Consider the following 25422-nt stretch of genomic DNA (forward strand, 5'->3'; position numbering starts at 1 on the left):
GGGAATCAGCCGCCGACCTGTGCGATCCAGTCCTGCAGGTTGTAGTAGTTGGTGACGCGCGCGATGCGGTCGTCGCGGATATCGAAGAACGCACCACCCGGCAGCATGTACGTCTGGCCACTCGCGGCTGGCAGGCCCTCGTCGGTGTGGTGGTATTCGCCATGCACCACGTATTCGGCGGCGGCATGCTGGCCGTCCTGCGTGACCAGTACCACGATGTCGCGCAACTGTTCGCGGTAACTGGCATTCATGCGGCCGAGGAAGGCGGCGAAGGCGTCGCGCCCGATCTCGCGCGCGCCCTGGTTGAGGTCGTGCACCACGTCGTCTGTCAGCAATGCCAGCATGCTCGCCCAGTCGCCGCGATTGAACGCGGCGTAGTAGCTGAGGACGAGTTCGGTGGCGCGATCCTGCCGGCGCGTGCCGTCGATCTTCATGGTGGATTCCCGGGGGGAGGGCGACGCGCCGATGATACGCCAGGCCTTCAGCGTGGCAGGCGGTCGCGATGGAAGAAATAGACTTCCTGCAACAGGAAGCGCCAACGCGTGGCGAACGTGCGGAAGCGGCTGGTCGGCGTGGGCGAACCGACGGCACGGATGCCCAGGCCGCGACTGATCCGCAGGGCGCGCGCCATGTGCAGCGGATCGCTCACGATGATGACGCTGTGCAGGTTGTGTTGCTGCATCAGCAGGGAAGCCTGGCGCAGATTCTCGTGCGTATTGCGTGACAGCGACTCGATCAGGATCGCTTTCTCCGGCACGCCCTGGCGCAACGCGTAGCGGCGCGCGACCTGCGATTCCGAGAAGCGCGCGCCCGAGCCGCCGTAGCCGCCGGTGAAGATCAGTGTCGGCGCCATGCCACGCTTGTACAGATCGATGCCATGGCGGATGCGCTCCTCGAACACGGGCGATGGCTTGGCGTCGTAAGCGGCGGCACCCAACACGATGATCGCATCGGCGCGCGCCGCATCGTCCCGCTGCCCCACCCACACGATGTAGGCCGCCACACACACCAGCCACACCAGAGCAAGCAACAGCAGGCGCCACATCCAGCCTGCAAGGCCACGCTTTGATTTGCGCCGCCGCGTGCTCATGCCGCTGCCTCCCAGGGAAGCGCATCCAGGTCGACGTTGCCGCCGGACAGGAGCACGCCGACCCGCTGCCCGGCAAAGCGCTCCCGGTGCCGCAGGATCGCCGCCAATGCGATGGCGGACGAAGGCTCGACCACCAGCTTCAGGCATTGCCACAGCAGCCGCATCGCGGAGAGCGTTTCGGCATCGGGCACGGTCAACACCTCCACGGCATGCATGCGCAGCAGGGTGAAGTTGGGTTCGCCGAGCGCACCGCGAAGGCCGTCGCACACGGTGTCGGGAACAAAGTCGACCCGTCGCTCACCGGCCGCCAGCGAATCGGCGGTATCGGCAGCCCCTTCCGGTTCCGCACCGAAGATGCGGCAGTCCATGGTCGTCGCGGCAGCGCTTATCGCGGTACCCGAGAGGAGTCCACCGCCGCCGACCGGTGCGACCAGGGCATCCAGCGGGCCGTGAGCGTTCAGCAATTCCAGCGCTGCCGTGCCCTGGCCGGCGATCACGTGCGGATGGGTGTAGGGATGGATCAGGCTGGCGCCGGTTTCGGCCTGCACCCGTGCAGCCGCCGCTTCGCGGGCAGCTATTGTCGGCGCGCAGGTGTGCAGGTGGGCGCCATAGCGGGTGATGTTGGCCAGTTTCGCGGCATTTGCGCCCTCGGGCACGACGACGTGGCACACGATGCCGCGCGTCCGTGCCGCAAGCGCGAGCGCGGCGCCGTGGTTGCCCGAGGAATGCGTCACCACGCCACGCGCTGCCGTCGCGTCGTCGAGCGCCCAGACCGCGTTGCAGGCGCCGCGGAACTTGAACGCCCCCGTCCGTTGCAGCGGTTCAGCCTTGAAATGGAGCACGCAGCCCGCCAGGGCATCCAGTGCGCTGGAGTGCAGGACGGGGGTGGTGTGTGCGTGGGGGGCGATACGGGCGGCAGCGGCGAGGACGTCGTCGAAGGTGGGCAAGAGCGTCGGCATGCAGAAAGGTTAACGCATCACCCGTCCACCAGGCCTGTGTTGACGGGCTTTCCACGCCCGGACGGAGCCGGAGGGGTTAAGCACTGATTCAATGCGCCGGGCAGATGCTGCAAAGGCAAAGTAACGGGGGTTCCGCCATGAAGCGCACATCTCTTTTCGCCATCGCGTTCGCCAGCCTGGCCCTGGGCGGCTGTGCGACCTATGACTACGTGGGTGATACCGCACCGGGTGGCTACTACCACGGTCGGCCCAGCACCCAGTACTACGATCCCTACGGCGGCTACTACGGTGGCGTCGGGTCGTATGGTGGGTATGGGTATGGCGGACCCTATCGCTACAGCAGCTATTACGGCTATCCGTACTACGGCTACTACGGGTCCCACTACCCCTATTACCCGCCGCACCACCATCCCCGGCCGCCGCGTCCCGGCGACAACACCCCCAAGCCGCCCGGCAATGGAGGAAGTGGCAACCGGCCGCCGCCGTGGCGGGACCCCACCGGTCGCTGGCGTGAAGGCGGTTCCCAGCCGATGGTCCCGAATCGTCCTGGCCAGGTCATCCCTTCCCCCAGCCAGCCGCGCGTGGGTGAAGGGGGTTATCGCCCGCCCCGCGTGATGCCATCGCCCAACCAGCCACGCATGAGTGAGGGTGGCTATCGTCCTCCCCGCGTGACTTCTTCGCCCTCCGCGCCGCGTGCGGTCGAGCGGCCGCAACAGCGCATGGAGCGCCCGGCACCGGCCAGAGTGGAGCGTCCCGCGCCGCCGCCGCGACCGTCATCCGGACGCTCGGAGAATGCCACCCGTCAGCTGGAGCGCTGAAACAGCCCCCTGACGGGGTTCTTCCGTTGCTTTCCCCTCGCCGTCGTCGCAGGCTCCGAACAATCAGTTGACCGGTTGCGTCGCTTTCTGACGTAAGCGGCAATAAAGGTTCAATGTCGACGTCCGGTGGGGAAATCTGGATCCCCCCTGTTCCGGCCCTGCCGGGCGTCGGCGCCTCTGCAAAAAGCCCGGCAATGCCGGGCTTTTTCTTGTCTCTGCTATCCTGCGCGCATAAAAAAGGGGCCGGTAGTCCCCCGACTACCGGCCCCTCGGCATCCCCGGCGTGCGCATGGCTGGCCCCTGTTCCAATTACCAGCCCGGCGCCCCTGGTCGCTTGCCACGACGGGTGCACGGGAATACAGCAGGAAGCGTGCCAACTTTGCCCTCCCGGCATGCCGGATCCGCCCGACCCAATCCCATTGCCTGTCGACATCCGCGCAGGTACCGGACTCCCACGATGAATGCCAGCTTCCACCACTACGACGTCATCATCATCGGCGGCGGCCATGCCGGCACCGAAGCCGCATTGGCCTCCGCGCGAGCCGGCGCACGCACGCTGCTGCTGACCCACAACGTGGAAACCGTGGGTGCGATGAGCTGCAATCCGGCCATCGGCGGCATCGGCAAGGGGCACCTGGTCAAGGAAATCGACGCGCTCGGGGGCGTGATGGCATGGGCGGCCGACCGGGCCGGCATCCAGTGGCGCACCCTCAACGCGTCGAAAGGGCCTGCCGTGCGCGCCACGCGCTGCCAGGCCGATCGCGCCCTGTACCGCAGCGCGATCCGGCGCGCCGTGGAAGCGCAGCCCAACCTGACCCTGTTCCAGGCAGCCGTCGATGATCTGGTCATCGAGAACGACACGGTACGTGGCGCGATCACCCAGACCGGCCTGACCTTCCATGCGCCTGCGGTCGTCCTGACCGCGGGGACGTTCCTCGCCGGCAAGATCCACGTGGGCGAAACCCAGTACGCCGGTGGTCGCGCGGGCGATCCGCCCGCCACCGCGCTGGCGCAACGACTGCGCGAAGGCGCCTTCGTCGTGGATCGCCTGAAGACCGGCACGCCGCCGCGCATCGATGGCCGTTCGCTCGACTATTCGGTGATGGAAGAACAGCCCGGCGACGATCCGTTGCCGGTGATGTCGTTCATGGGCGACGTGGCCGACCATCCGCGCCAGGTGTCGTGCTGGATCACCCACACCAGCGAACAGACGCACGAGATCATCCGCGGCGCCTTGCATCGTTCGCCGATGTATTCCGGCCAGATCGAAGGCATCGGCCCGCGCTATTGCCCGTCCATCGAGGACAAGGTGGTGCGCTTCGCCGAGAAGGCCAGCCACCAGATCTTCGTCGAGCCCGAAGGCCTGGAGGTCACCGAGATCTACCCCAACGGCATTTCCACCTCGCTGCCGTTCGATGTGCAGCTGGCGCTGGTGCGCAGCATCCGCGGCATGGAGCGCGCGCACATCACGCGGCCGGGGTATGCCATCGAATACGACTTCTTCGATCCGCGCGGCCTCAAGGCCTCGCTGGAAACCAAAGCGGTGGCCGGCCTGTTCTTCGCCGGGCAGATCAACGGCACCACCGGGTACGAGGAAGCTGCTGCGCAGGGCCTGCTCGCCGGCCTCAATGCCGCGCGCTTCGTGCAGCAGAAGGAGGCCTGGTCGCCGCGACGCGATGAAGCCTATCTCGGCGTGCTCGTCGACGACCTGATCACGCACGGCACCAAGGAGCCGTATCGCATGTTCACCAGCCGTGCCGAGTATCGGCTGCAGCTGCGCGAGGACAATGCCGACCTGCGCCTGACGGAGACGGGTCGCACGCTGGGTCTGGTCGACGATGCGCGCTGGCAGCGCTTCGAGGCCAAGCGCGAAGCCATCGCGCGCGAAACCGGCCGCCTGCGGGCGCTGTGGGCCACGCCCGCGAATGCCCTGGGCCGCGAAGTGGCCGACACGCTCGGCGTGCAGGTCAGCCGCGAGACCAACGTGCTCGACCTGATCAAGCGTCCGGAACTGGACTACGCCAAGCTGGTGGCCGTGCCGTCGATCGGCCCCGGCGTGGAGGATGCGCGGGTGGCCGAACAGGTGGAGATCGGTGTGAAGTACGCCGGCTACCTGGACCGCCAGCGCGACGAGATCGAACGCCAGCAGCGCAACGAATCCACGCCCATCCCGACCGGTTTCGACTTCGCCGGCGTGCGCGGCCTGTCGGCGGAAGTGCAGCAAAAGCTGGAGCGCGTGCAGCCCGAAACCATTGGCCAGGCCCAGCGCATCCCCGGCATGACACCCGCCGCCATTTCATTGCTGCTGGTGCACCTGGAGCGCGCGCGGCGCACGCGGGTGGCGTAACCCGTTGCGTTCCGTTGCAGGAGCGACGCAAGTCGCGACCGCACGCGTTCCGATTTCCAGAACAGGGTCATTCTCGACCGATGGCGCACTGTCGCCGAGAATCTGCGGTCGCGACTTGCGTCGCTACAGTGAGCGCCCATGCCTCGTTGGGGAGTTGCGTCTTCCGTGAAGTGCTTCGATATCTCGAATACTTCATCCAGGCGCCGCAATCGGATTGAATCGCCCCGGCCCCGGTGACCATCTCCAAGCCGCACATCGCGCCCGGATGGAATCCCTGCCCGTTGTGGCCTGTGAAATACCAGGGAGGGCTCACCGATAGCCATCGTAAACACGTGAACTTGCGCATTCGAGGTGAGCAGTCGAGTAACCAGAGTTACTTGTTGCATGCCGCTTCGCGATCGAAGATGAATTTTCGATGATTCACAACGGACATCACGGTTTAACAACGCCGCGTTGCCCAGCATTCGCACCGCTGCATCGGGGTACACAACCTAAGCGCAAAGGAGTGGCACGTGAGCAAGGAATCGGCGAACCAGTTCGATCAGCTTGGCGCTCTCTACGAAGATCTGGCCACCTGGCCATTCCGCGAACACATCGAGACACCCAGCGTCAAACATGCGCTGGGGTCGCTCGCGGGACTGGATGTGGTCGACTACGGATGCGGCAGCGGATTTTACGCACGCACCATGAAGGTCGAAGGCGCACGCCGTGTCGTGGGATACGACCTGGCGGACGGCATGCTCGACTATGCCCGCCGCGTGGCGGAGCGCGACGGCGTCCCCATCGAGTTCCGCTCGAGACTTGGGCCGGAATGCGAGGGTGCATTCGATGTGGTGCTGGCGGTTTATGTGCTCCCCTACGCGACAACACGCGCAGAACTGGATCAGATGTGCGCCGAGATGATGGCGCCGCTTCGTCCTGGCGGGAGGCTGGTCGCCCTGCCGATCCACGCGCGCTTCGAGCCCGATCCCGGCTACTACGCGGCATGCGGGTTCACCCTGACGCCGGATGATCCGCAGCACCCGTACGAGGAGGGTGGGCGCTTGCGTCTGGATCTGCGTTACCGCCAATACGACGCGAGCGTGTATGCCTGGTACTGGTCAGAGGATGCCATCAGTGCCGCCCTCGGCAAGGCGGGCGCGACCGCCATTCGATGGGCGAATCCGGCGCTCGATGAGCGATATGGCGCGGCCGAGGTGCCACAAGCGCTCCAGGCGTACGTCGAAAAGCCGCATGCGTCGATACTCCAGTGCCGCAAGTCGTAGGGGCCGGCGCCTGCTGATCGCCTGATCGTCCGCGCCATCTGTTGATCCGGTATCGCGTTGGCCCTGCGGGCTGTGGCCCGCTGCCGGACGAACGGGGTCGATGTCTTCATCGGGGGAGCTCCGATGTCCATTGAAGTCGAACTCAGGCAGTCGATCGATGCCGTCGAAGAGGAGGAGTATCAAGCCTTCTTTCGAGCGAGCGGAGCATCGTTCTTCTACGACCGGCGATTCCTGTGCGCCGCCGAGCGCTCACCGTTGCTGCCCGTCAATGCCACCTACTATTTCCTGGCGAGGGACGAGGGGAGGCTCGTCGCGTTCCTTCCGGCCTATGTGCAGGCAGTCGATTCCGTCGATCCTTTCGGTCTGCTTGCACGCACGGCCGGCATCGCCGGTGATCGCGGCCAGCAGGCACTTTTCAGCCATGTCATGCACTGCTTCGACAGCAAGGTGGTCTGCGTCCCGGGCACATCCGCTCCCCGAGTCGTGGTAGCGGCGCTGAAGCGGCTGGCATCCGATATCGGCGTGCACTACGTCGGCCTGCTGAATGTGGCGGAGGCGGATGCACTGAGGACGGCTGCCGGCGAGCAGTTGATGATCCGTCACCTCGTCGACAGGTACTACCTGGACCTGACCCGACTCGGCAGTTTCGATGAACTGGTTCAGACGCTTCCCAAAGAGGGGCGCCATGAGATGACGCGCCAGCTCAGAAAGTTCGATGCAAGCGATGGAACCGTGGCCGTCATCGGGCCTCCTTTCGATCACCGCCTCGAAGCGCTGACCTCGCTGTGCCAGCAGACAACGGCGAGGAACGGTACGCCGAAGTACTTCCCGGCCGATGCACTGGCGCGCTTCGTCAGGATCTGTGGAGATCTGGCGCGCATCGTCCTCGTTGAAGAGGAGGGTGCTGTCGTTGGCGGCCTGGTCTGCTTTCTTGACAGGGGCGTCTTCTGCATCTGGTCTGCGGGCATGCGCTATGACCTCGCGGCCTACAGTCCCTACACCGTCAGTTTCGCCTGCGCATACAGATGGGCGCTTGCGCAAGGCATCGAGACCATAGAGGCGGGTCGATTGAACGAGCGCATCAAGGTCCGGCTCGGACTCAAGCCGCTCCCCCTGTACTCGGCGACCAGCGAGGTCGTGTGCGCGACACCGAGTCTCCCCAACGAAGGATGCTCACCAGGAGCGAGCCATGGAACTGCTTCACTCTAGGATCAGGCCAGACGACTTCCGTGCATTCTCCCGGTGCCTGGATGGAAAAGTCCGGTCCCGGCATCATGCGGAGTATGCGGGCTGGCATTACGGCGCAGCGTGGAATGGACGGGGATTCGAGCGATATCCCGAATACATCGTCCGCGCCGCTTCAATCTCCGATGTCGCAAGGACGATAGATTTCGCGCGATCCCATAGCCTGGCGGTCGGGGTGAAGGGCTCGGGACACAGCTACTCCGGAAGCTTCTTTCAATGCGGGGGCATACTGCTCGATCTGTCGTTGCTCGACGACCTCGAGATCCACGCCGAGCAAGGTACTGCCGTCCTGGGCCCTGGTGTTACCAGTGCGCAGTTGAGCCGCTCATTGGCCGCCCATGAACTTGCCTTCCCGACCGGCCATGGCGGCGGTGTGGGATTGAGTGGCTTTCTGCTCGGGGGCGGGCTCGGGGTGAACTGCGATGCCTGGGGAGGCATGAGCACGTTCAATGTCCAGGCGGTCGACGTGGTCACCGCCGACGGCCAGATTCTGCATGCCAACGCGCATCAGAATGCCGAGCTGCTGTGGGCCGCACGGGGGGCGGGTCCCTGTCTCTTCGTCGTGGTGGTCAGGTTCTATATCAAGTGCTGGCCTGAGCCGAAGAAGATACTGGCGCGCAACTATCGATTCGATCCGAAGCACCTGGCCTCCGTGTTGCTTGCATTGTCGGGACGCGCCGCGGACAAGCGCATGCAGGTGATGGTGGCGCTTTCCGGTGATGCGGACCTGGCCGCGTCGCTCAGCGCGACGTCGTTCTGCGGTGACCATGATGAAACCAGGCTGCTGCATGCCGACCTTCTCTCGGCAGTCGCCGCGTGGACGGGCAACGAGTTCGACGAGCAGGAGCTTCGCGGATTGCAGTCCATCTACGACAAGACGGACGCAGCCATGGTGTCCAAACGCTATCGTGCAGACAATGTCATGACCGATGACGCGGAGACGGCATCGCGCGTGCTGCTCGCCCGCTTCGGTGAGCGGCCGTCGCGCGCCACGTTCTCGTTGCTGATCCACCGCCCGGCGCATCACTACCCGGATGCTGCCTTCTCGGTCGGGGGGAAGTTCTTCATCTCGACCTATGCGCAGTGGAACGATGCGGACGCGGACGCACCGAATCGCGACTGGTTGAAGGCGCTCTATGACGAACTGTCCCCGTCTTCGGCCGGACACTACATCAATGAAATGGACCTGGAAGAGCGGGCCGGATCGGTATCCAGGTGCTTCTCGGCCGAAGCGTGGAGCCGCCTGCAGGCACTGAGGCGCCGCTACGACAGCGAAGGCGTCATCCCCGGCATACAGCACCCGCCCGCCAGGTCATCAAGCAGGATCCCGCCGGGAGAGGCATAGCGGGTGGGGCGTCTCGTTCCCGGGGTGGGATCACCCTCGGGTCGGCGCCAGAGGATCCATTGCCCGTTCGCACGACTCCGGATGGATCGTTCCGTTACATAGGCACGCTGCGCGCGAGGCTGGCCGTCACGCTCGGCCAGCGGTGTTGCCCGCCTGGCTATGGATGCCCGGGCGACAGGGTCTTGCGGAAACCCTCGGTGGCATGCACCGCCGCTTCAAGCCGCTCGAATATTGCGAGTTGCTCCTCGGGCGCGGTGAAATCCAGCAGGCAATTGGCTCTCGCGGCGAAGGCTTCCAGCCGGGCCTGTGGATTCTCCAGGACGAAGAACGAGGCGTGTTCCTGGATCAGTACGTCGACGAAGACGGTGGTCCAGCGTGGCGGAAGGTACATCACGTTGCGGGTTCCTGCGGATTGCGCGTTCTCTGGACGCGCCAGAGACCCCTCCCGGGAAGGAAGGCACTGGATAGTCGGAGTACGAGGCTGGATCAGGACACGGCATGGGCCAGTGCGGGCACGTGATGTCCCTTCAAGGGGCCTTATCGCGAAATGTGCCTGTGTAGGTCGAGGTGGACCTTCATTGCCGGTGCGGATCCTGTTGTGGGCCGCACGCGCGTCGAATGAATCCAGTCGGGGATAGTGGAATGAATGTTTTCAGGCGGCTAGCGCTGTCGGCGGTGGTGAGCGCCGCGGTGGGTGTGCCGGTGGCAGGTCAGGCGCAGTCGTGTCCCACGCCGCCCGGCAAGGATGTGCTGTTGTTCGTGGACAACTCCAGCTCCATCACCAATGCCGAGTTCGATGAGGCGCAGCAGGCCATTGCCGGCATCGCCGCCAGCGTGCTGAGCCGGCCGGGCTACCGCCTGGCCGTGGTCAACTGGGGCTGCGAGGGTGGCAGGCGCACGACCCGCGATGGTTGCCGCGTCGACCTTGCGACCGGTTCGGCCATCCCGGGCGGGTGGTCCAGCAATCCCGCCGATTTCGCCTACGCCGGCAACAACAGCGCCGCCAACCGGGTCTGCCGTTCGTTCGGCACCAACTTCGCCGGTTCCGTCAATCGCAACAACTGCGGCGGTGCCAACTTCAGCGTCAACATCAACGACGACTACGCCCAGCATGGCCTGAAGATCCTGGAAGGCGTGCTGTACGGCGGCGGCACCACGGGAGGCAACGACAGCTACAACCAGCCGACGCTGGGGCCGTCCGCGCCGACCCAGCAGCTCATGCTGATCCACATGACCGATGCGGATCCGAACAGCTTCCGATTTGATGGCAGCTCCATCCGGGAAATGCCATCCACCGAAACCGGCCTGGGCTTCTATCACTACAGCAATCGTTTCAAGAACGTGCGCAACGCCGTGATTGTCGGCGTGGGCATCGATGCCGCCGCAGCCAATGCCGTGAACCGGGGAGAGGTGGCCGCCTTCGCCAGCAGGGGTGGCACGGCTACCGACTACGATGCGGCCCATCCGACGGCCCTCTCCACCCAGGCATTCGATACGGGCACGCCGCGCATTGCGACGTACAGCGCCACCTACAACGATGCGACCATCCTGAGTGCCGCCAATACCGCATTCAACGCCACGGTGCCTGCCTGTGTGATCTTGCGCAAGCAAAGCGTCGGCGGCACCGGCAGTTTCAGTTTCTCCGGTGGCACCAATGGTCTGCCTTCAGCCTTGACGCTCAGTACGGCGACCACCAATCCGCAGGCGGCCAGCGGCGTATTCCTGTCGCAGTTCAATACGCCCACCAGCATCACCGAGACCGTTCCATCGAACTGGTCGCTCACTTCGGTCGGGTGCGTCAACGCGAGCAATGCCAATGTCCCGGTCACCAGCAACCTGGCCACCGGTCAGCTGACCATTCCCGCAGCCCAGGTGGTGGCGGGTGCGCAACTGACCTGTACGTTCACCAACACCAGCATCCAGCCGGATTTCGGCACCTGCGATGCGCGGATGTTTCTGGATACGAACAATAGGACCCCGAATCCAGACGTCTCTACCCTGTGGGAAATCGAATATGCAACCTCCCCTTTCACTGCCAATGAACTAGGGTCGGGGCTGGCACGCAACGGATTGGGTTACAACCCCGTTGACAACTACATTTATGGCATTGAGTTCGATGGCTTGATCGGCAATGAGTTGATCCGTGTCGGGTCAGACGGAAGTAGCGTGATCCTGGGTGCAGTTGCTGGCCTACCCAACACCTACGGTTACTCGTCCGGTACGTTTTCTCCGAGTGGTGACTACTATGTTTTCCCAGGACTTGACATCTATAACACCCTGTATCGAATCAATGTAGTCACGCGCAGTGCGACACCTATTACGACAAGCTCAAGTCATTACTTTGCTGATTTGGCTTGGTACGGTGGAGCTCTGTACGGAATAGACTCCAAAAGTCGACTGATTCGTATTGATCCGTTGACCGGTGCAACAACCGACGTGGGATCCACAGCGCCGCTTGTCAGCAGCGTTGCCGTGTGGGGCATGCAGAATGGCCTCTTCGCAACGGATAATCAAACGGATGCGATTTATAGTGTGGACCCTGCGACTGGCGCGGCCACACTTCTCAGTAGCACCGTCGGCATCGAGAATGGCGATGGTGCCAACTGCCCTACGGCCAGCATCCGGTTCAATTCAGATCTGTCGGTCACCAAGACGAATACGCCTTCCGATGGGCCCAGCGATCTGCCGGGTGACACGTACACGCCTGGCGAGGCGCGCACGTATCACGTCGTCGTGACTAATACAGGGGCATTCGGGGCACAGAACATCACAGTCAGCGATCCCGTCCCCGCTGGCGTCAGCGCTTCGACAGTCAGCTGGACATGTGCGTCCACGTCCGGTGATGCGGCCTGCGGGGCCGCCAGCGGCACAGGCGCGCTGAACGATACCGGTCTGGATCTGCCGCCCGGTGCGGTGGCCACCTATCTGGTGACCATGACGGTGCCGGCGGGCTTCACCGGCAACCTGACCAACACGGTCACCATCACGCCGCCCAGCACCATCAACGACACCAACCCTGCAAACAACACCGCCACGGACACGGACGTGCGCGGTGGCCGCATCACCATCGTCAAGGATGCCGTGCCCAACAGCGCGCAGGACTTTGCCTTCACGACCACGGGCACCGGGCTGAGCAACTTCAGCCTGGACGACGACACGGATGGGACGCTAAGCAATACGCGAACCTTCACCGGTCTTGTGGCGGGCAGCTACAGCGTGACCGAAGCCGCGCTGGCCGGCTGGAACCTCACCGGTCTCACCTGTGTGGATCCGGACGGTGGCAGCACTGTGAATCTGTCCACGCGCGTTGCGACCATCGATCTGGATCCCGGTGAGGACATCACCTGCACGTATACCAACAGCCAGCAGGGCAGCATCGTCATCGTCAAGGATGCGGTGCCGAACCATGCCCAGGACTTCGCCTTCACCACGACCGGTACGGGACTGAGCGCCTTCAGCCTGGACGACGACGCGGACGGCACGCTGATCAACACCCGCACCTTCACCGGCTTGGCGCCGGGCAGCTACAGCGTGACGGAAACGGCACTGGCCGGCTGGAACCTGACGGGTCTGACCTGTGTGGACCCGGACAGCGGCAGCACGGTGAACCTGGGCACGCGGGCAGCGACCATCGACCTGGATGCCGGCGAGACGGTGACGTGTACGTACACCAACACCCAGCAGGGCAGCATCGTCATCGTGAAGGATGCGGTGCCGAACCATGCGCAGGACTTCGCCTTCACCACCACCGGCACCGGGCTGAGCAACTTCAGCCTGGACGACGACGCGGACGGCACGCTGAGCAACACCCGCACCTTCACCGGCCTGGCGCCGGGCAGTTACAGCGTGACGGAAACGGCGCTGGCTGGCTGGAACCTGACGGGCCTGACCTGTGCGGACCCGGACAGTGGCAGCACGGTGAACCTGGGCACGCGCGCAGCCACCATCGACCTGGATGCGGGTGAGACAGTGACGTGTACGTACACCAACACCCTGCGACAGACCGACCTCCAGGTGGTGAAGACCGCTTCGCCGAACCCCGTGGTCAGCAGCGACGTGGTGACCTACCAGATCGTGGTCACCAACAACGGTCCGCTGGCGGCCGATGGGGCGGTGCTGACCGATGTGGCCGGCGTGGGCCAGGACTGCACCACGCCCAGCACGACCGCGACCTGTTCGGCCACGGGCGGCGCGACGTGTCCGTCAACCACCGTGCCCGTCAGCAGCCTGCTGGGCAGCGGCATCACGATTCCGACCCTGCCCGTGGGGGGTCAGGTCACCCTTGGACTGCAGTGCACCGTCTCGGCCACCGGCACGCCCTGAGCCTTTCATCCCGCGCACGTCTTCCTTGTCGCGAAACAGAAGCAGGTCGGCCACCTCGCGCGGCCGACCTGCTTTCGCATGCAAGCCCTGTCCTTTTTTTGACGGCTGTCACGAATTCATCGGGTACTGACGTCACTCGGATCACGCAAAGGCACGCGCGTGATGTGAGCCGAGGTCAACGGTACGGGCGGAACGTCCGTGCTTCACCTTCACCCGAATCAAGGACTACACATATGATGTTGTTTCGTAACGCAACGGCGGGCCTGCTGATGGCGGTCGCCGGTCTGACGGCCGCCGCAGATGCCCGCGCCGAAAGCGGTTGCCAGTTCACCCAGGGCTACTGGCAGAACCGCGCACAGAACGCCGGCGACCTGAGCACGGACGTCTGGCTGACCCTTCGCTACCAGCCCTTCTACCTGTCGGGCTTCACCTATCAGCAGGTATTGCAGGAACCCTCGCGCGGCAACGCCTATTGGATCCTTGCCCACCAGCTCGTCGCCGCGCAGGCCAACTACACGCTGGGTGCCCAGACCCCCGCCCTGGTCTCGGACGCGCTGTCCCGCGCCAGCCAGCTGATGGCGCAGTACACCCCGGGCCAGATCGCGGCCATGCCGAAGAGCAGCGAACTGCGCAAGGAAATGATCGCGGTGTCGCGCGTGCTCGATGACTGGAACAACGGGCTGATCGGTACCGGCACCTGCATCGATGGCAGCGGCGGGACCAACGGCTGATACAGCCCGTCCGCATCGCCATTGCCGAGGCGCCCGGCACGGTCACGCGAGAACGGTGGCCACGTCGGGCGTCGCGTCGCATGGCGCGGTGCAGCGACCGGACGGATCGGTATCCATTGGAAGGAAAGATAGAAGCCGCATGAAAAGCAGACGATTCGCAGGATGGGCGCTCGCGTTCGGGCTGGCCTCGGGCTGGAGCGCCACGACGCATGCACAGACCGTGACCTTCGACCATGGCGGCGCATCGACCGCGATCGGCGCAGGCGCCCCGGGGACCCCTTCCCTCAGCTTCAACGTGACGGCGGGCCAGAACCGCGTCGTCTTCATCACCGCCGCGTTCGAGCGCGACCACTGCACGACGGATACCCTGGAAACCTCGGGTACGTGCGTCGACGAGACTTCCGCCAACAGCAACTTCGCGTCCCCCGCCTTCGTGGTCACGAACGGCGCGAACGTGCAGATCCAGTTCACCGTGACCGGCCCGGGCGGCTCGACGACGGTAACAAACCCCCTGGCGCCTCCGGCCGGCGACCTGCGGCTCGTCAACAGTTTTTACAGCATAGTCAATGGCGCCGCCGACCGGGTGACCTATTCCCAGGAACTCTACTTCGCCGCGATCTATGAGTCGCAGCTGCGCACGCTGCTGGGCGGCGCCGACAGCGGCACCCTCACGATCACCCTCCCGAACGTCGATGCGCCGAATCGAGCCGGCGACGAGGCGCTGCTGTCGGCACTGCAGTTCAACCATGTCAGTCAGTTGGCTACCGGCGATCCCGGTACGGGCATCGTGCGGTCCCGCTTCGTTTCCACCACCGACTGCGGCACCGGGCTGGTCTACCTGGCGGGCGTGAACGCGCCGGGCAACTGGTCGGCGTGCCTGAACGGCTACGACGTCGGCCAGGCACCGGTGAATGCCGGCGATGGCGTGCTGCTGGTGGGCTACAACGGTTATGCCCGCAGCGGTCCGCTGGACTTCGCCACGGTGCCCGGCTTCACCGAAGTGTCGAATCCTGCGGTGGTCAACACCGATCCCGGCACTGCAGGCGTGGCCGGGGCGCACTTCCTGGCCGCCACGGAATCGGACGGCTTCAGTACGTCGTTCCAGTACGCCAGTGGCATACCAGCCGCCAACATCACCCTGCAGTCGCAGAACGGTGCGCTGACGGCCGGCCAAAGAACCTCCGGCGGCATGGCGGCCAAGTTCACGCTGACGCGTGCGCTGCTGGACCTGTCCATCACCAAGACCAATACCCCGGGCGTCAATGGCAACGTCGACCAGGCGAACGATACGGTGACGCCCGGAAGCACGACCACGTACACCCTCGTTGTCAGCAACCCATCGATGAACTACGCAAACCTGGCGACCCTAATCGACCCTGCCACCGCGGGACTGACCAAGACGGCGGTGGCGTGCACGGCCACGACGGCCGGGGCCGTGTGTCCGTCTGCGGGCGATGTGACCGTGGCGGCCCTGGAGAGTGCGGGCGGCATCGTCATTCCGACCCTGCCGCCGAACAGCACCATGACGTTCACGATCACCGCGACGGTGGCCGCAGGCGTCTCCCCCGTCACCAACACCGCGACGATCCGGGTGCCCGACGGCTATGTGGATGCGACACCGGCGAACAACACCGCCACGGATACCGATGCTTCGGTGACGCAGTTGACCTTGCGCAAGATCAGTATCGGCGGCGTGGGCAGCTTCGGCTTCAGTGGCAGCAACGGCGTTGCGACACAGACGTTGACCACGACCACGGACGGGACACCCGTAGCCGGCGCCACGCAGGCGCTGACGGCAACCTCCACCGCCACCACCATCACCGAAAGCACGTCCCCGGCGACGTACCGCGTCACCGACATCACCTGCACCGGCCTGGGTGCGGCGGGCACCGCGACGCCGGACCTGGCCGCGCGCACGGTCGTGCTGGATGCCGCCGCGACGGCACCGGGCAGCGACATCGTGTGCACGTTCACCAATACCCTGCAGCAGACGGATATCCAGGTGGTGAAGACGGCCTCGCCGGATCCGGTGGTCACCGGGGACGTGGTGACCTACCAGATCGTGGTCAGCAACAACGGCCCGCAGGCGGTCGCCGATGTCCTGCTGACCGACGTGGCCGGGGCAGGGCAGGACTGCACCACACCCAGCACGCCCGCGACCTGTCTGGCCGCGGGCGGCGCGAGCTGCCCCTCACCGACGGTGCCGGTGAGCAGCCTGCTCGGCGCGGGTGTCACCATTCCCACCCTGCCGGTCGGGGGGACGGTCACGTTCGGCTTGCAGTGCAGGGTGACCGCCAGCGGTCTTTGAGGCCGCAATGGCTTCGCTGGTTTCCGGCGCAAGAAGGGTCTGGAAGGCGCCGTGATGTCCTTGAGCGGGCACGGCGCCGCAATGTGATGTCCTGAGGGACAAGCCGAGCACGATCTACCTCACCATCAATGTGACAAGCGGCGTTGCGGCTTGTTGTCCGGTGTGGCAGTTTGTCGCACGGCGCCGCAAGGTGCCGTGGCGATACAGGATTCGCCAAAGGGGGCGGTGATGGATGGAGTGATCGGGACTGCGGACTGGCGCGATCCCGTTCGCAGCGCGCGCGTAGTCGATATTACGCAGCAGCAAGGAAGCCGCCTCCCTCCAAACAGGCCGCTGCAGGCCACCGGCCGCATGCTGTGCTGGCTGGCCATGGGCATTCTGCTGTTGCTAGCGCCCCGCGAACTCTGGGCCCAGGCGGCCAACCAGTGTTCCCTGGTCAACACGTCGCCCATCATCGCTTCGCCCGCCAACACAGGCTGGCTGAACGACAATTCCCTGGGCCTCACCCACACGCCGACGCTCAACGGCAACCAGACCAGCACGCGCTATGGCATCCAGACCAATGGTGCCATCGTGGTCGCGGGTGAAGTGCAGTGGAACAACCCTGCCGGTCCGAATTCGGGCCGGGCCACGATGGAGATCTTCGTCAACGGCGTGCGGTACGCCACGTTGTTCACGTCGGAAGCGGTGTCCGGCCTGTTCAGCACGGATGGCGAGTTCTGGCCAGACAACGGTTCTCTGATCTCCGTCGATGGAAGTGTGGAGACCGCCACGCAACAAGCTTTCATTGGCGATGCGACTTCGGTATCGCCGCGGACCTACCGGCCGTTCACCATCCGCCTGCCGACCACGGTCACGCAGGTCACCAGCGTGCAGTACGTCTACCGGTCCGACTACAGCGACAACACGGCCGACGACGATATCCGCTTCCGCAACATCCAGATCAACCAGTGCAAGGCCACGCTGCGGTTGCAGAAGCAGATCGTGACCGGGCGCGAGAGCGGCACCGACCAGTTCGCGCTGTCCATCGCGAGTGGCGGGTCGCCGCTGGCGAGCACCACGACCACCGGTACCGGCACCACGGTCAATACCGGGCTCGCCACATTGGCGCCGTTCAATCCCGGCGTGCTGCACACCCTGTCCGAAGCCGCCGCCGGCACCACCGACCTGGGCGACTACACCTCGACCTACAGTTGCGCCAACGCATCGAGTGGCACCGGGACAATACTGCCGAGCGGCACGGGCACCAGTTTCAGCCTGACACCGGCCTCGGGCGATGACATCACCTGCACGGTCGTCAACACGCGGCGGCCCGTTACCCTGACGCTGACGAAGATCAGCCAGGGCGGCACGCGCGCCTTCACCTTCACCGGCAACAACGGCTGGACCAGCCAGACCATCACCACCACCACGCCGGGCGTGGGCGTGACCGGGGCCACCCAGACACTCACCAACCCCCTGGTCGCCACCACGATCAACGAGACCCTGCCGTCCGGATTCCTGCTGAACAACGTGACCTGCACCGGCATGGGCACAGGGGGCACGGTCACGCAGAACACGGGTTCGTTCACCCTCAATGCGGCGGCGGTCGATGCGGGCAGCACCATCGCCTGCACGGTCACCAATGCCGTGCAGAGTCAGCCGGCGTTTCCGGGCTGCAGTTCGGAAATGTATCTGGCGCAATCGCCAAACGTGAATACCGACACGACGCTCTACAGTGTGAGTGCCGCAACCAATCCCATGACGTTTCCTGCGATCGGAACCGGCATCCACACGTACAACGCCATCGGCTTCAATCCGGTCGACAACTACATCTACGGCATCAACCAGGGCGGCGGTAGCGGGAACAATCTGATCAGGATCGGCGCGGATGGAAGTTCCCTTCTGCTCGGACCCGTCGCGGGACTGGGCTTGGACAACTGGATCAACGGCACGATGTCGCCCGACGGGACCCTCTATGTGTTGGGAGGAGGAGGCTCGTCGAACCTTCGCGCAATCAACGTGCAGACCAACACGTCGACGCTGATTACGCTCTCGACCGGCGTCAATTCCAGCGATTTCGCGTGGATTGGTGGATTGATCTACACCGTGGAGAGCAATGGGCAACTTCGCTCGATCAATCCTGCCACGGGACAGGTCACCAGTATCGGGACACCGCAGGGGGCGATTGTCATGGGGGCCATGTTCGGTTCGACCACGGGACTGTTCGGCAGCGACAACAACGGCGGCTTCTATCGGATTGACCTGACGACCGGCGTGCGCACGTTGATTTCCGGTTCGCCGTCCGCGGGGCAGAACGATGGTGCGAACTGCCCGACGGCGCCGATCACCTTCAATGCCGACCTGTCGGTCACCAAAACCAACACCCCGGCATCCGGACCGAATGATCTGGCCGGTGACGGCTATGTGCCGGGTCAGGCGCGCACCTACAGTGTCGTGGTGACGAACAACGGGCCGTTCGGGGCACAGAACATCACGATGAGCGATCCGGTGCCGGCGGGCATCGATGCTGCGACCATGAGCTGGACCTGTGCACCCACGTCCGGCGGCGCCGTGTGCGGGGCGGCCAGCGGGACCGGCGCGCTCAACGACACGGGGTTGGACCTGCCCGCCGGTGCGGTGGCCACGTATCTGGTGACGATGACGGTGCCTGCCGGCTTCACCGGCAACCTCACCAACACAGTGACCCTTACGCCCCCCATCATGGTCAACGACAGCAACACCGCCAACAACATGGCGACAGACGTGGACCAGTCCGTGCCGCGGCTCACGATCCGGAAGATCAGCGTGGGCGGCGTGGACAGCTTCGGCTTCAGCGGCGACAACGGCGTGCAGACGCAGACCCTGACCACCACCACCGCCGGTACGGCTGTGGCGGGCGCCACGCAGACACTGGCCGCCGCCGCAACCGTCACCACGATCATCGAAAGCACGTCGCCCGCGACGTACCAGGTCAGCAGCATCACGTGCACGGGGCTGGGTGCGGGTGGAACAGCCACGCCGGATCTGGCTGCCCGCACGGTGGTGCTGGACACGGCGGCGACGGCGGTCGGTGCCAGCATCGAGTGCACTTTCACCAATACCCTGCGCCAAGCGGACATCCAGGTGGTCAAGACCGCTTCGCCGGATCCGGTGGTCACCGGGGAGGTGGTGACGTACCAGATCGTCGTGACCAACAACGGGCCACTGGCCGCTGACGGCGCGGTGCTGACCGATGCGGCCGGTGCCGGGCAGGACTGCACCACGTCCAGCACGACTGCGATCTGCGCCGCGACAGGCGGCGCCAGCTGTCCCTCGCCGACAGTGCCGGTGAGCAATCTGTTGGGCAGCGGCATCACGCTCCCCGTCCTTCCGGTGGGGGGGCAGGTCACCCTCACCCTGCAATGCACGGTGACAGCGAGCGGCCTGTGAGCGCCGATGCGTATTGCCGACAGCGGGCGCTCGCTGGACCGCACCGCGCGGTCCAGGCGAAAACGGCTCTTTTCATGACGTCGGCAAGAGGGAGTGTGTCGTTCCTGCTCGCCGAGGATCGGCCGGGTGGGAGCGACCGATGAATCCCGCCAGGATTCGGGCGCTCGCTCTTCTGGGCGACTACCTCGCTCTCAAGGCCAGTGATCGGGAAAGAGAGCTGCGCGCGCTCGAGAAGCGTGAACCCGAAGTCCACCGTCTGGTTGCCGCCATGCTCCGCATGGACCAGGCCAAGCATCCACTGGATCACCTTCCCAGCGAGGTGCTCGAGCGCCTTGAGAAGACGGACCAGACGCACGCTGAGGCGCGCCTTGGTAGCCGATTGGGGCCGTGGTTGATAACGGATGTCATCGGCACTGGCGGAATGGGGACCGTGTACAAGGCCAGGCGGGACGACGGGCAGTATGAACAGCAAGTCGCGCTCAAATGCGTGCGCAGGGAGTTGACCTCGGAGGCCCTGGTGGATGCCTTCATTCGCGAGCGCAACACCCTGGCCCGGCTGAGCCATGTTGGAATCGCGCCCCTCCTTGATGGAGGCGTGGACCTGCATGGACATCCCTGGTTTGCCATGCGACTGGTGGACGGAGAGCCCATCGACCAGTGGTGCGACAGAAGAAGGTCGAGCATCGAAGCGCGCGTGCGGCTTCTGGAAAAAGTCTGCGAGGCACTCGATTACGCGCACCGACACATGGTTCTGCACCTCGACATCAAGCCGTCCAATCTGCTGGTCACCGCGGATGGCAACATCCAGATCGTCGATTTCGGGCTTTCCACGGTGCTCAACGGTGAGCGTGAAGCGCCTCGCATCGCCGTCTCTCCGGGGTACACGGCGCCGGAGGCGCTGACCGGGACCCTGCCAACCGCAGCGTTGGACATCTACTCGATGGGCATGGTGATGCGCCGCCTCCTGTGGGGGGCGCTGCCTAAGGATGCAAGCCCGCTTCGCATGGTGGATCCGTCGGGGCCGATGACCCACGAGACGGCATCGATTGCCAACTCCGGCACGCTCAAGGATGCCGAGGCGCGCGGGCTCCCAGACGCCCGGGCATTGGAGAAGCGCTTGAGTGGCGACCTTGAAGCCATCGCGGCGTGCTGTACCTCCTACGATCCAGCGACGCGATATACGTCATTGCTGGAGCTTCGGGACGACCTCGACGCATGGCTGCATGGAATGCCGGTACGTGCTCGAAAGGGGGGCGCGGCCTATCGAGTCGTGAAGTTCCTGCAACGGAACCGGGCCACGGTTGCAGTGTCCGTCCTTGCCGCGGGACTGCTGGTCGTAGGTGCGCTGACCCTCCACATTCAGGCGAAACGCTCCGCGGACGAGGTGCTCGCCCATGACGCCATGGCGGCCATCTTCAGCAAGACGCTGGGGATGGCTACGCTCTCCGGGCTTGCACAAAGCCCCCACTCATCGGATGACCTGCTGCGGAAGACGGAACTGCAGATGCGGAGCCTGTCGTTGCAGGAGCATCCGGAGATCCTGGCACGGGGTCTGCTGGCTCTGGCAAGAAGCCATTCCATGATCGGCCAGCATCGCAGGGCGAAAGTCCTGGCCGATGAAGCGGCGCAGCTTGCGGAGGAAAAACCGCTCGTGCAGGCCGAGGTTCAGGCGACTCGCGCGGCCCTGTTCAACATCGAAGGAGAGCCGAAGAACGCCTTGGCCGTGGCCCACTCTGCCCTGGGTGTCCTGCCCGGCCCGAACGAAGAGCAGTGGATGCCAGTGCGGCTCCAGCTCATGGTGGAGCTTGCCCGCGCACAATGGAATCTCGTCCGCCACAGGGAAGCACAAAGTACTCTCGACAAGGCGCTTGACCTTGCCAGGCGCCATCAGTCGGCGTCTCCGGAGCCCTACATCGAGCTCCTCACCATCCAGGGGTACTGGTACTTTCAACAGTATCGATTCGGCACCGGGATAGAGCATCTTCGAACGGCCATAGAACTGGCCGAGCCGAGGTATCCCCTGCTCGCCGCAAACGCGGAACGCGTTCTTTTCGAAAGTCTCGCGCACCTGGGAAAGACGGAAGAGGCACGGAAGTACGCCGAGCTGCAGTGGAACAGCACGCTCAAAGCCGTCGGCGAATCGCATCCGAGCATGGGGAGCGCCTGGCTGGTGCTTGGCAACGCAAGATGCAACGCAGGGGAGCTCGTGCGTTGCCGCGAAGCCATCCGGAAGGGCGAGGAGCGCATTCTCGCGGGATACGGTGAAAGCCATCCCGAGTACGCCCTGGCACTGACCTACCGCAGCTGGCTGATGAAGTTCGAAGGCGGCCAGCGCGAAGAGATGCTTGCGCTTACCCGAAGGTCGCTGGCGATTCTCCGGCAGTACTACCCGCTGTCTCACGAGAAGGTCGCGAGCGTACAGGTTGGATTGGCAGGCCGGCTCGTCAACAACATCGAGAGCGAGCCCGAGCAGGAGCGCATGGCCGCCATCCAGGCGTCCATGGCACTGCTCAATGAGGTGATGAAGGCATGTCGCGAGGATGGTGTTCCACCTCCACCTTTTGCCCGGAGAACCCTGGCTACGCTCCACGTCATGCTTGGACGGGAGGAAGATCTTCAGCGTGCGCAAGAGCTCCTCGAGGAGAACAGGGACTTCATCATCGAGCACGAACTGGTTGAAACGTTCTACTACAGCACCAACCAGATGGCACTTGCACACCTCTACTTCAAGCGGGGGCGCCTTGATGACGCGGACAGTCTGTACGGAAAACTGCAGGCCAGCGCTGTCGGGAAACTGCCTGACCCGAATGCCTACAGCAGGCTCAATACAGCCGTACTCATGCGCGCCGATATCGCATCCCGGAAGGGGCGTGTGGATCAGGCGCTCGCACTGCTGCGAAGCACCTATCCGAGCCTTGCGGCCCAGTATCCGGACGACCACCGGTATGTCACGGGCATGCAGGACGCCATAAGGCAGCTCGAGACGACAGGCAGGCTCAGGCCGCAGTTGTGAGATGGATCGGGCGGAGGGTGCCCGCCGCACCCGGCAGGGCCGGCTAGATCTGGCCGTCGTTACGAGAGCGGTTCGCCGCCAACGGTCTTGAACCGCTCCCGGAGCCCTGCTTCCGCAAAAACAGAAGAGCTCGCAAGAACGGGCCCCGAGCGTTGTTCATGTCGAAAGTCCGGCTTTATGACCCGCGGGGCTCTGGGTCATGGCCATCAAGGTCCGGCGTTGCGGGATGCCGGACATTCCACGCCGCCAGCTGTTCGCGGTAGTGCTGCAACTGCTCCGCATACAGGTCGTGCACGCAGATGGGGCAGCCGCTGTTGCAGCAGTCGCTGGGCAACGGCGGCTCCGGTTCCACCGGTCGCGGGTCGTCGTCCGGGGTCACTGTGCGCCCATCTCCTCCAGCAGGTGCGGCGCCGGATAGACCTTGCCCATCAACCAGCGCAGGTAGCGCATGTCGACATGGACGGCGCGTTTGTAGCGTGGGTCGAACATCCAGCTGGCACTCACGGATTCCCAGTTGCTGTCGAAATTGAGACCGATCAGTTCGCCACGCGCGTTGAGCACCGGTGAACCGGAATTGCCGCCGGTGGTGTCCAGGTTGGTCAGGAAGTTGACCGTCTGCGTCTTCAGTGCGGGATCTTCCGTGCCGGCGAAGTCGCCCTTCGCGATGGCATCAAGCAACGGCTTCGGCGCGTCGAACGGCACTTCACCGGTGTTCTTCTCGACGATGCCGGCCACCGTCGTCACCGGCGTGTACCGCACGCCGTCGCGCGGGGAGAAACCATCCACCCTGCCGAAGCTGACGCGCAGCGTGCCGTTGGCGTCCGGATACAACGCACGCCCTTGCTGCTGCCGCCAGGCGAACAGTGCGCGCATGTAGGCGGGACGCAGGCGCAGCTGCTCGCCCTCCCGGGTCTTGCGCTCCTGCTCCAGCGCCAGTTGCACGGGCACCAGCTTCGCGGCGAGGCCGATCAGCGGATCGGCGGCCATCAACTTGCCTTCCCGTGCAGCAGCGAAACGCGACAGGCGTTCGGCTTCGTCGCCCAGTTTCGTGCCGGCATACAGCGTGTCGAGCGCGTGCTTCAATGCGGCCGGCGTGCGGCCGAAGGCAGCATCGAACCCCGGCAGCCGCTGCGCATCCGGCAGTTGCTGGTAGCGCGTCAGCAGCACCGTGAGCAGGGCTTTCTCCACGTCCGGCGCATAGCGGCGCTGCACCTGTTTCAGGAGACCTTCGATCAGGGCGTGGTCGCGCACCTGGTAGCCGCTCTCGCGTTCGGCATCCGGCTTGGCGGATTCCACCCGCAACCGTTCCAGCGTGATCGCCGCGCGCATCAGCTGGGACTGGGAACCGAACAGGGCCAGCACCAGCTCGCGTTCGCGCACGGCCGAACCGCCGGCGATCGACGCATTCAATGCATCGATGTCCGTCCGTTCCTTCGCGGCCGCCTCGGTGGCGAGCATGTCGCGCTCGTCGTCGGCACGGACGCGGACCGCATCGCTGCGACGCAGGCCTTCCAGCTCGCCGGCGGCGCGCTTGCGATTGTTCTTCAGCGACTGCAGCTGTGCGGCGTACCGCGTCTTCGCGTCGGCATCCCGGACACCGGCCGTTTCCACGACATCGATCAGCTGGTCGAATACGGCCACGCGCGCGGGCAGCGTCCAGTTGACCTGTTCGTCGAATTCGGCGGCGGTGCGGTGGCGGTAGGTGGTGCCCGGATAGCCGGCCAGCATGGCGTAGTCGCCGGCCTTCGGGCCGTCTTTCGCCAACGGCAGGTGCGCTGGCGCGCGATAGGGCACGTTGTCGGCGCTGTAGGCGGCCGGCTTGCCGTCCTTGCCCACGTAGGCGCGCAGCAGGGTGAAGTCGCCGGTGTGGCGCGGCCACATGAAGTTGTCGATCTCGTCGCCGTAGTTGCCGATCGCGCGCGGCGGCGCGTAGACCAGACGGATGTCGCGCAGTTCCAGCTGCCGGATGCGGTAGAAGTCGGTGCCGTAGTACATGTTCGCTACGCTGCAACGCACGCCGCTTTCCTGCTCGCACTCCGCGACGATGGCCTTGCTGGCGCGATCGATGGCATCGAAGTACGCCCGCCCGGTCTTGCCGGCCGCATCCTTCAGTACGGCGTCCGTGACCTTGTCGTAACCCACCGTCACCAGGACGCGGAAGTCCGGATTCGCCGGCAGTTCGCCGGCATGGTCGGCGGCGGTGAAGCCATCGTCGATCAGGTTGCGCTCGGGCCTGCTGTTGTACTGGATCACGCCGTACGCGACGTGATGGTTGGTCAGGATCAATCCGTCCGGTGAGACGAATGCGCCCGTGCCGCCGCCTGCGCGCACCACCGCGCTCAGCGGGGCTGCGGTGACGTCGGCCAGCGCCTGCGGTCTGCCCTTGAAGCCGGCCTCGCGCAGCGGCTTGGCCAGTTGCGGCAGCTGCGAGGGCATCCACATGCCTTCGTCGGCATGGGCGGGCAGGGACAGGGCGGCGCCCAGGGCGAGGGCGGAGGTCGAGAGTCGGCGGCGCATCATCAGGCTCCGGCGGAGAGGACTGCGACGATATCGGCAGAGCCAGGATG

The 25422-nt window shown here is 65.0% G+C and carries 16 protein-coding genes; 10 read left to right on the forward strand and 6 right to left on the reverse strand.

The window, feature by feature from the left end; genetic code table 11:
* Window positions 1–5 precede the first annotated feature (5 nt).
* Genes ACIPRS_RS17695 through ACIPRS_RS17705 form a run of 3 tightly spaced genes read right to left on the reverse strand, consistent with a single transcriptional unit; the run spans window position 6 to window position 2049 of the window.
* Complete coding sequence (locus ACIPRS_RS17695; protein ID WP_192203294.1) at window positions 6–434, reverse strand: ketosteroid isomerase-related protein; 429 nt, start codon at window positions 432–434, stop codon at window positions 6–8.
* 47 nt (window positions 435–481) lie between these two features.
* Entirely contained in the window at window positions 482–1090 is a 609-nt protein-coding gene (locus tag ACIPRS_RS17700) for a YdcF family protein (protein ID WP_446539491.1), read from the reverse strand.
* On the reverse strand, window positions 1087–2049 hold the full coding sequence (locus ACIPRS_RS17705) for a pyridoxal-phosphate dependent enzyme (RefSeq protein ID WP_446539492.1): 963 nt from the start codon (window positions 2047–2049) through the stop codon (window positions 1087–1089). Before ACIPRS_RS17705 ends, ACIPRS_RS17700 begins: the two co-directional genes overlap by 4 nt.
* 137 nt (window positions 2050–2186) lie before the next feature.
* Here ACIPRS_RS17705 and ACIPRS_RS17710 point away from each other — a divergent pair, with 137 nt between their 5' ends.
* From ACIPRS_RS17710 to ACIPRS_RS17730, 5 genes are all read left to right on the forward strand, one after another.
* Complete coding sequence (locus ACIPRS_RS17710) at window positions 2187–2867, forward strand: hypothetical protein (protein WP_446539493.1); 681 nt, start codon at window positions 2187–2189, stop codon at window positions 2865–2867.
* A gap of 457 nt (window positions 2868–3324) precedes the next feature.
* On the forward strand, window positions 3325–5214 hold the full coding sequence (mnmG, locus tag ACIPRS_RS17715; RefSeq protein ID WP_446539494.1) for a tRNA uridine-5-carboxymethylaminomethyl(34) synthesis enzyme MnmG: 1890 nt from the start codon (window positions 3325–3327) through the stop codon (window positions 5212–5214).
* A 512-nt stretch (window positions 5215–5726) separates the two neighbouring features.
* A complete protein-coding gene (locus ACIPRS_RS17720) occupies window positions 5727–6479 on the forward strand; it encodes a class I SAM-dependent methyltransferase (RefSeq protein WP_446539495.1) in 753 nt (250 codons plus the stop codon).
* A 123-nt stretch (window positions 6480–6602) separates the two neighbouring features.
* Window positions 6603–7688 carry a GNAT family N-acetyltransferase gene (locus ACIPRS_RS17725; RefSeq protein ID WP_446539496.1) on the forward strand — a complete coding sequence of 362 codons (1086 nt, stop codon included), beginning with the start codon at window positions 6603–6605 and terminating at the stop codon, window positions 7686–7688.
* A complete protein-coding gene (locus ACIPRS_RS17730; RefSeq protein ID WP_446539497.1) occupies window positions 7669–9069 on the forward strand; it encodes an FAD-binding oxidoreductase in 1401 nt (466 codons plus the stop codon). Before ACIPRS_RS17725 ends, ACIPRS_RS17730 begins: the two co-directional genes overlap by 20 nt.
* A 157-nt stretch (window positions 9070–9226) precedes the next feature.
* Here ACIPRS_RS17730 and ACIPRS_RS17735 read toward each other — a convergent pair whose 3' ends face one another.
* Window positions 9227–9463 carry a hypothetical protein gene (locus ACIPRS_RS17735; protein ID WP_446539498.1) on the reverse strand — a complete coding sequence of 79 codons (237 nt, stop codon included), beginning with the start codon at window positions 9461–9463 and terminating at the stop codon, window positions 9227–9229.
* Between the two features lie 224 nt (window positions 9464–9687).
* Here ACIPRS_RS17735 and ACIPRS_RS17740 point away from each other — a divergent pair, with 224 nt between their 5' ends.
* The 5 genes from ACIPRS_RS17740 to ACIPRS_RS17760 all read left to right on the forward strand — a co-directional run bounded on the left by ACIPRS_RS17740 (window position 9688) and on the right by ACIPRS_RS17760 (window position 22855).
* Complete coding sequence (locus ACIPRS_RS17740; RefSeq protein WP_446539499.1) at window positions 9688–13392, forward strand: prealbumin-like fold domain-containing protein; 3705 nt, start codon at window positions 9688–9690, stop codon at window positions 13390–13392.
* 233 nt (window positions 13393–13625) lie between these two features.
* Entirely contained in the window at window positions 13626–14123 is a 498-nt protein-coding gene (locus ACIPRS_RS17745; protein ID WP_446539500.1) for a hypothetical protein, read from the forward strand.
* A gap of 139 nt (window positions 14124–14262) precedes the next feature.
* Complete coding sequence (locus tag ACIPRS_RS17750; protein ID WP_446539501.1) at window positions 14263–16431, forward strand: prealbumin-like fold domain-containing protein; 2169 nt, start codon at window positions 14263–14265, stop codon at window positions 16429–16431.
* A 351-nt stretch (window positions 16432–16782) separates the two neighbouring features.
* Entirely contained in the window at window positions 16783–19842 is a 3060-nt protein-coding gene (locus ACIPRS_RS17755; RefSeq protein WP_446539502.1) for a prealbumin-like fold domain-containing protein, read from the forward strand.
* A 139-nt stretch (window positions 19843–19981) separates the two neighbouring features.
* Complete coding sequence (locus ACIPRS_RS17760; RefSeq protein WP_446539503.1) at window positions 19982–22855, forward strand: protein kinase domain-containing protein; 2874 nt, start codon at window positions 19982–19984, stop codon at window positions 22853–22855.
* A gap of 175 nt (window positions 22856–23030) precedes the next feature.
* On the opposite strand, the gene ACIPRS_RS17765 is transcribed toward ACIPRS_RS17760, so the two are convergent.
* Both ACIPRS_RS17765 and ACIPRS_RS17770 read right to left on the reverse strand, forming a co-directional pair.
* A complete protein-coding gene (locus tag ACIPRS_RS17765) occupies window positions 23031–23234 on the reverse strand; it encodes an oxidoreductase-like domain-containing protein (protein ID WP_337732742.1) in 204 nt (67 codons plus the stop codon).
* Window positions 23231–25372: a S46 family peptidase gene (locus ACIPRS_RS17770; protein WP_446539504.1), complete on the reverse strand. Its 2142-nt coding sequence runs from the start codon at window positions 25370–25372 to the stop codon at window positions 23231–23233. The genes ACIPRS_RS17765 and ACIPRS_RS17770 overlap by 4 nt, the downstream gene beginning before the upstream one ends.
* Window positions 25373–25422 lie beyond the last annotated feature (50 nt).

It is taken from the genome of Pseudoxanthomonas sp. LARHCG66, from assembly GCF_052871755.1.

What these genes read in the sequence shown, in the direction of transcription:
- ACIPRS_RS17730 (WP_446539497.1), top strand. Translation starts at nt 7,669, where the DNA reads ATGGAACTGCTTCACTCTAGGATCAGGCCAGACGACTTCCGTGCATTC.
- ACIPRS_RS17725 (WP_446539496.1), top strand. Translation starts at nt 6,603, where the DNA reads ATGTCCATTGAAGTCGAACTCAGGCAGTCGATCGATGCCGTCGAAGAG.
- mnmG (WP_446539494.1), top strand. Translation starts at nt 3,325, where the DNA reads ATGAATGCCAGCTTCCACCACTACGACGTCATCATCATCGGCGGCGGC.
- ACIPRS_RS17710 (WP_446539493.1), top strand. Translation starts at nt 2,187, where the DNA reads ATGAAGCGCACATCTCTTTTCGCCATCGCGTTCGCCAGCCTGGCCCTG.
- ACIPRS_RS17770 (WP_446539504.1), bottom strand. Translation starts at nt 25,372, where the DNA reads ATGCGCCGCCGACTCTCGACCTCCGCCCTCGCCCTGGGCGCCGCCCTG.
- ACIPRS_RS17750 (WP_446539501.1), top strand. Translation starts at nt 14,263, where the DNA reads ATGAAAAGCAGACGATTCGCAGGATGGGCGCTCGCGTTCGGGCTGGCC.
- ACIPRS_RS17760 (WP_446539503.1), top strand. Translation starts at nt 19,982, where the DNA reads ATGAATCCCGCCAGGATTCGGGCGCTCGCTCTTCTGGGCGACTACCTC.
- ACIPRS_RS17740 (WP_446539499.1), top strand. Translation starts at nt 9,688, where the DNA reads ATGAATCCAGTCGGGGATAGTGGAATGAATGTTTTCAGGCGGCTAGCG.
- ACIPRS_RS17745 (WP_446539500.1), top strand. Translation starts at nt 13,626, where the DNA reads ATGATGTTGTTTCGTAACGCAACGGCGGGCCTGCTGATGGCGGTCGCC.
- ACIPRS_RS17755 (WP_446539502.1), top strand. Translation starts at nt 16,783, where the DNA reads ATGCTGTGCTGGCTGGCCATGGGCATTCTGCTGTTGCTAGCGCCCCGC.
- ACIPRS_RS17705 (WP_446539492.1), bottom strand. Translation starts at nt 2,049, where the DNA reads ATGCCGACGCTCTTGCCCACCTTCGACGACGTCCTCGCCGCTGCCGCC.
- ACIPRS_RS17695 (WP_192203294.1), bottom strand. Translation starts at nt 434, where the DNA reads ATGAAGATCGACGGCACGCGCCGGCAGGATCGCGCCACCGAACTCGTC.
- ACIPRS_RS17700 (WP_446539491.1), bottom strand. Translation starts at nt 1,090, where the DNA reads ATGAGCACGCGGCGGCGCAAATCAAAGCGTGGCCTTGCAGGCTGGATG.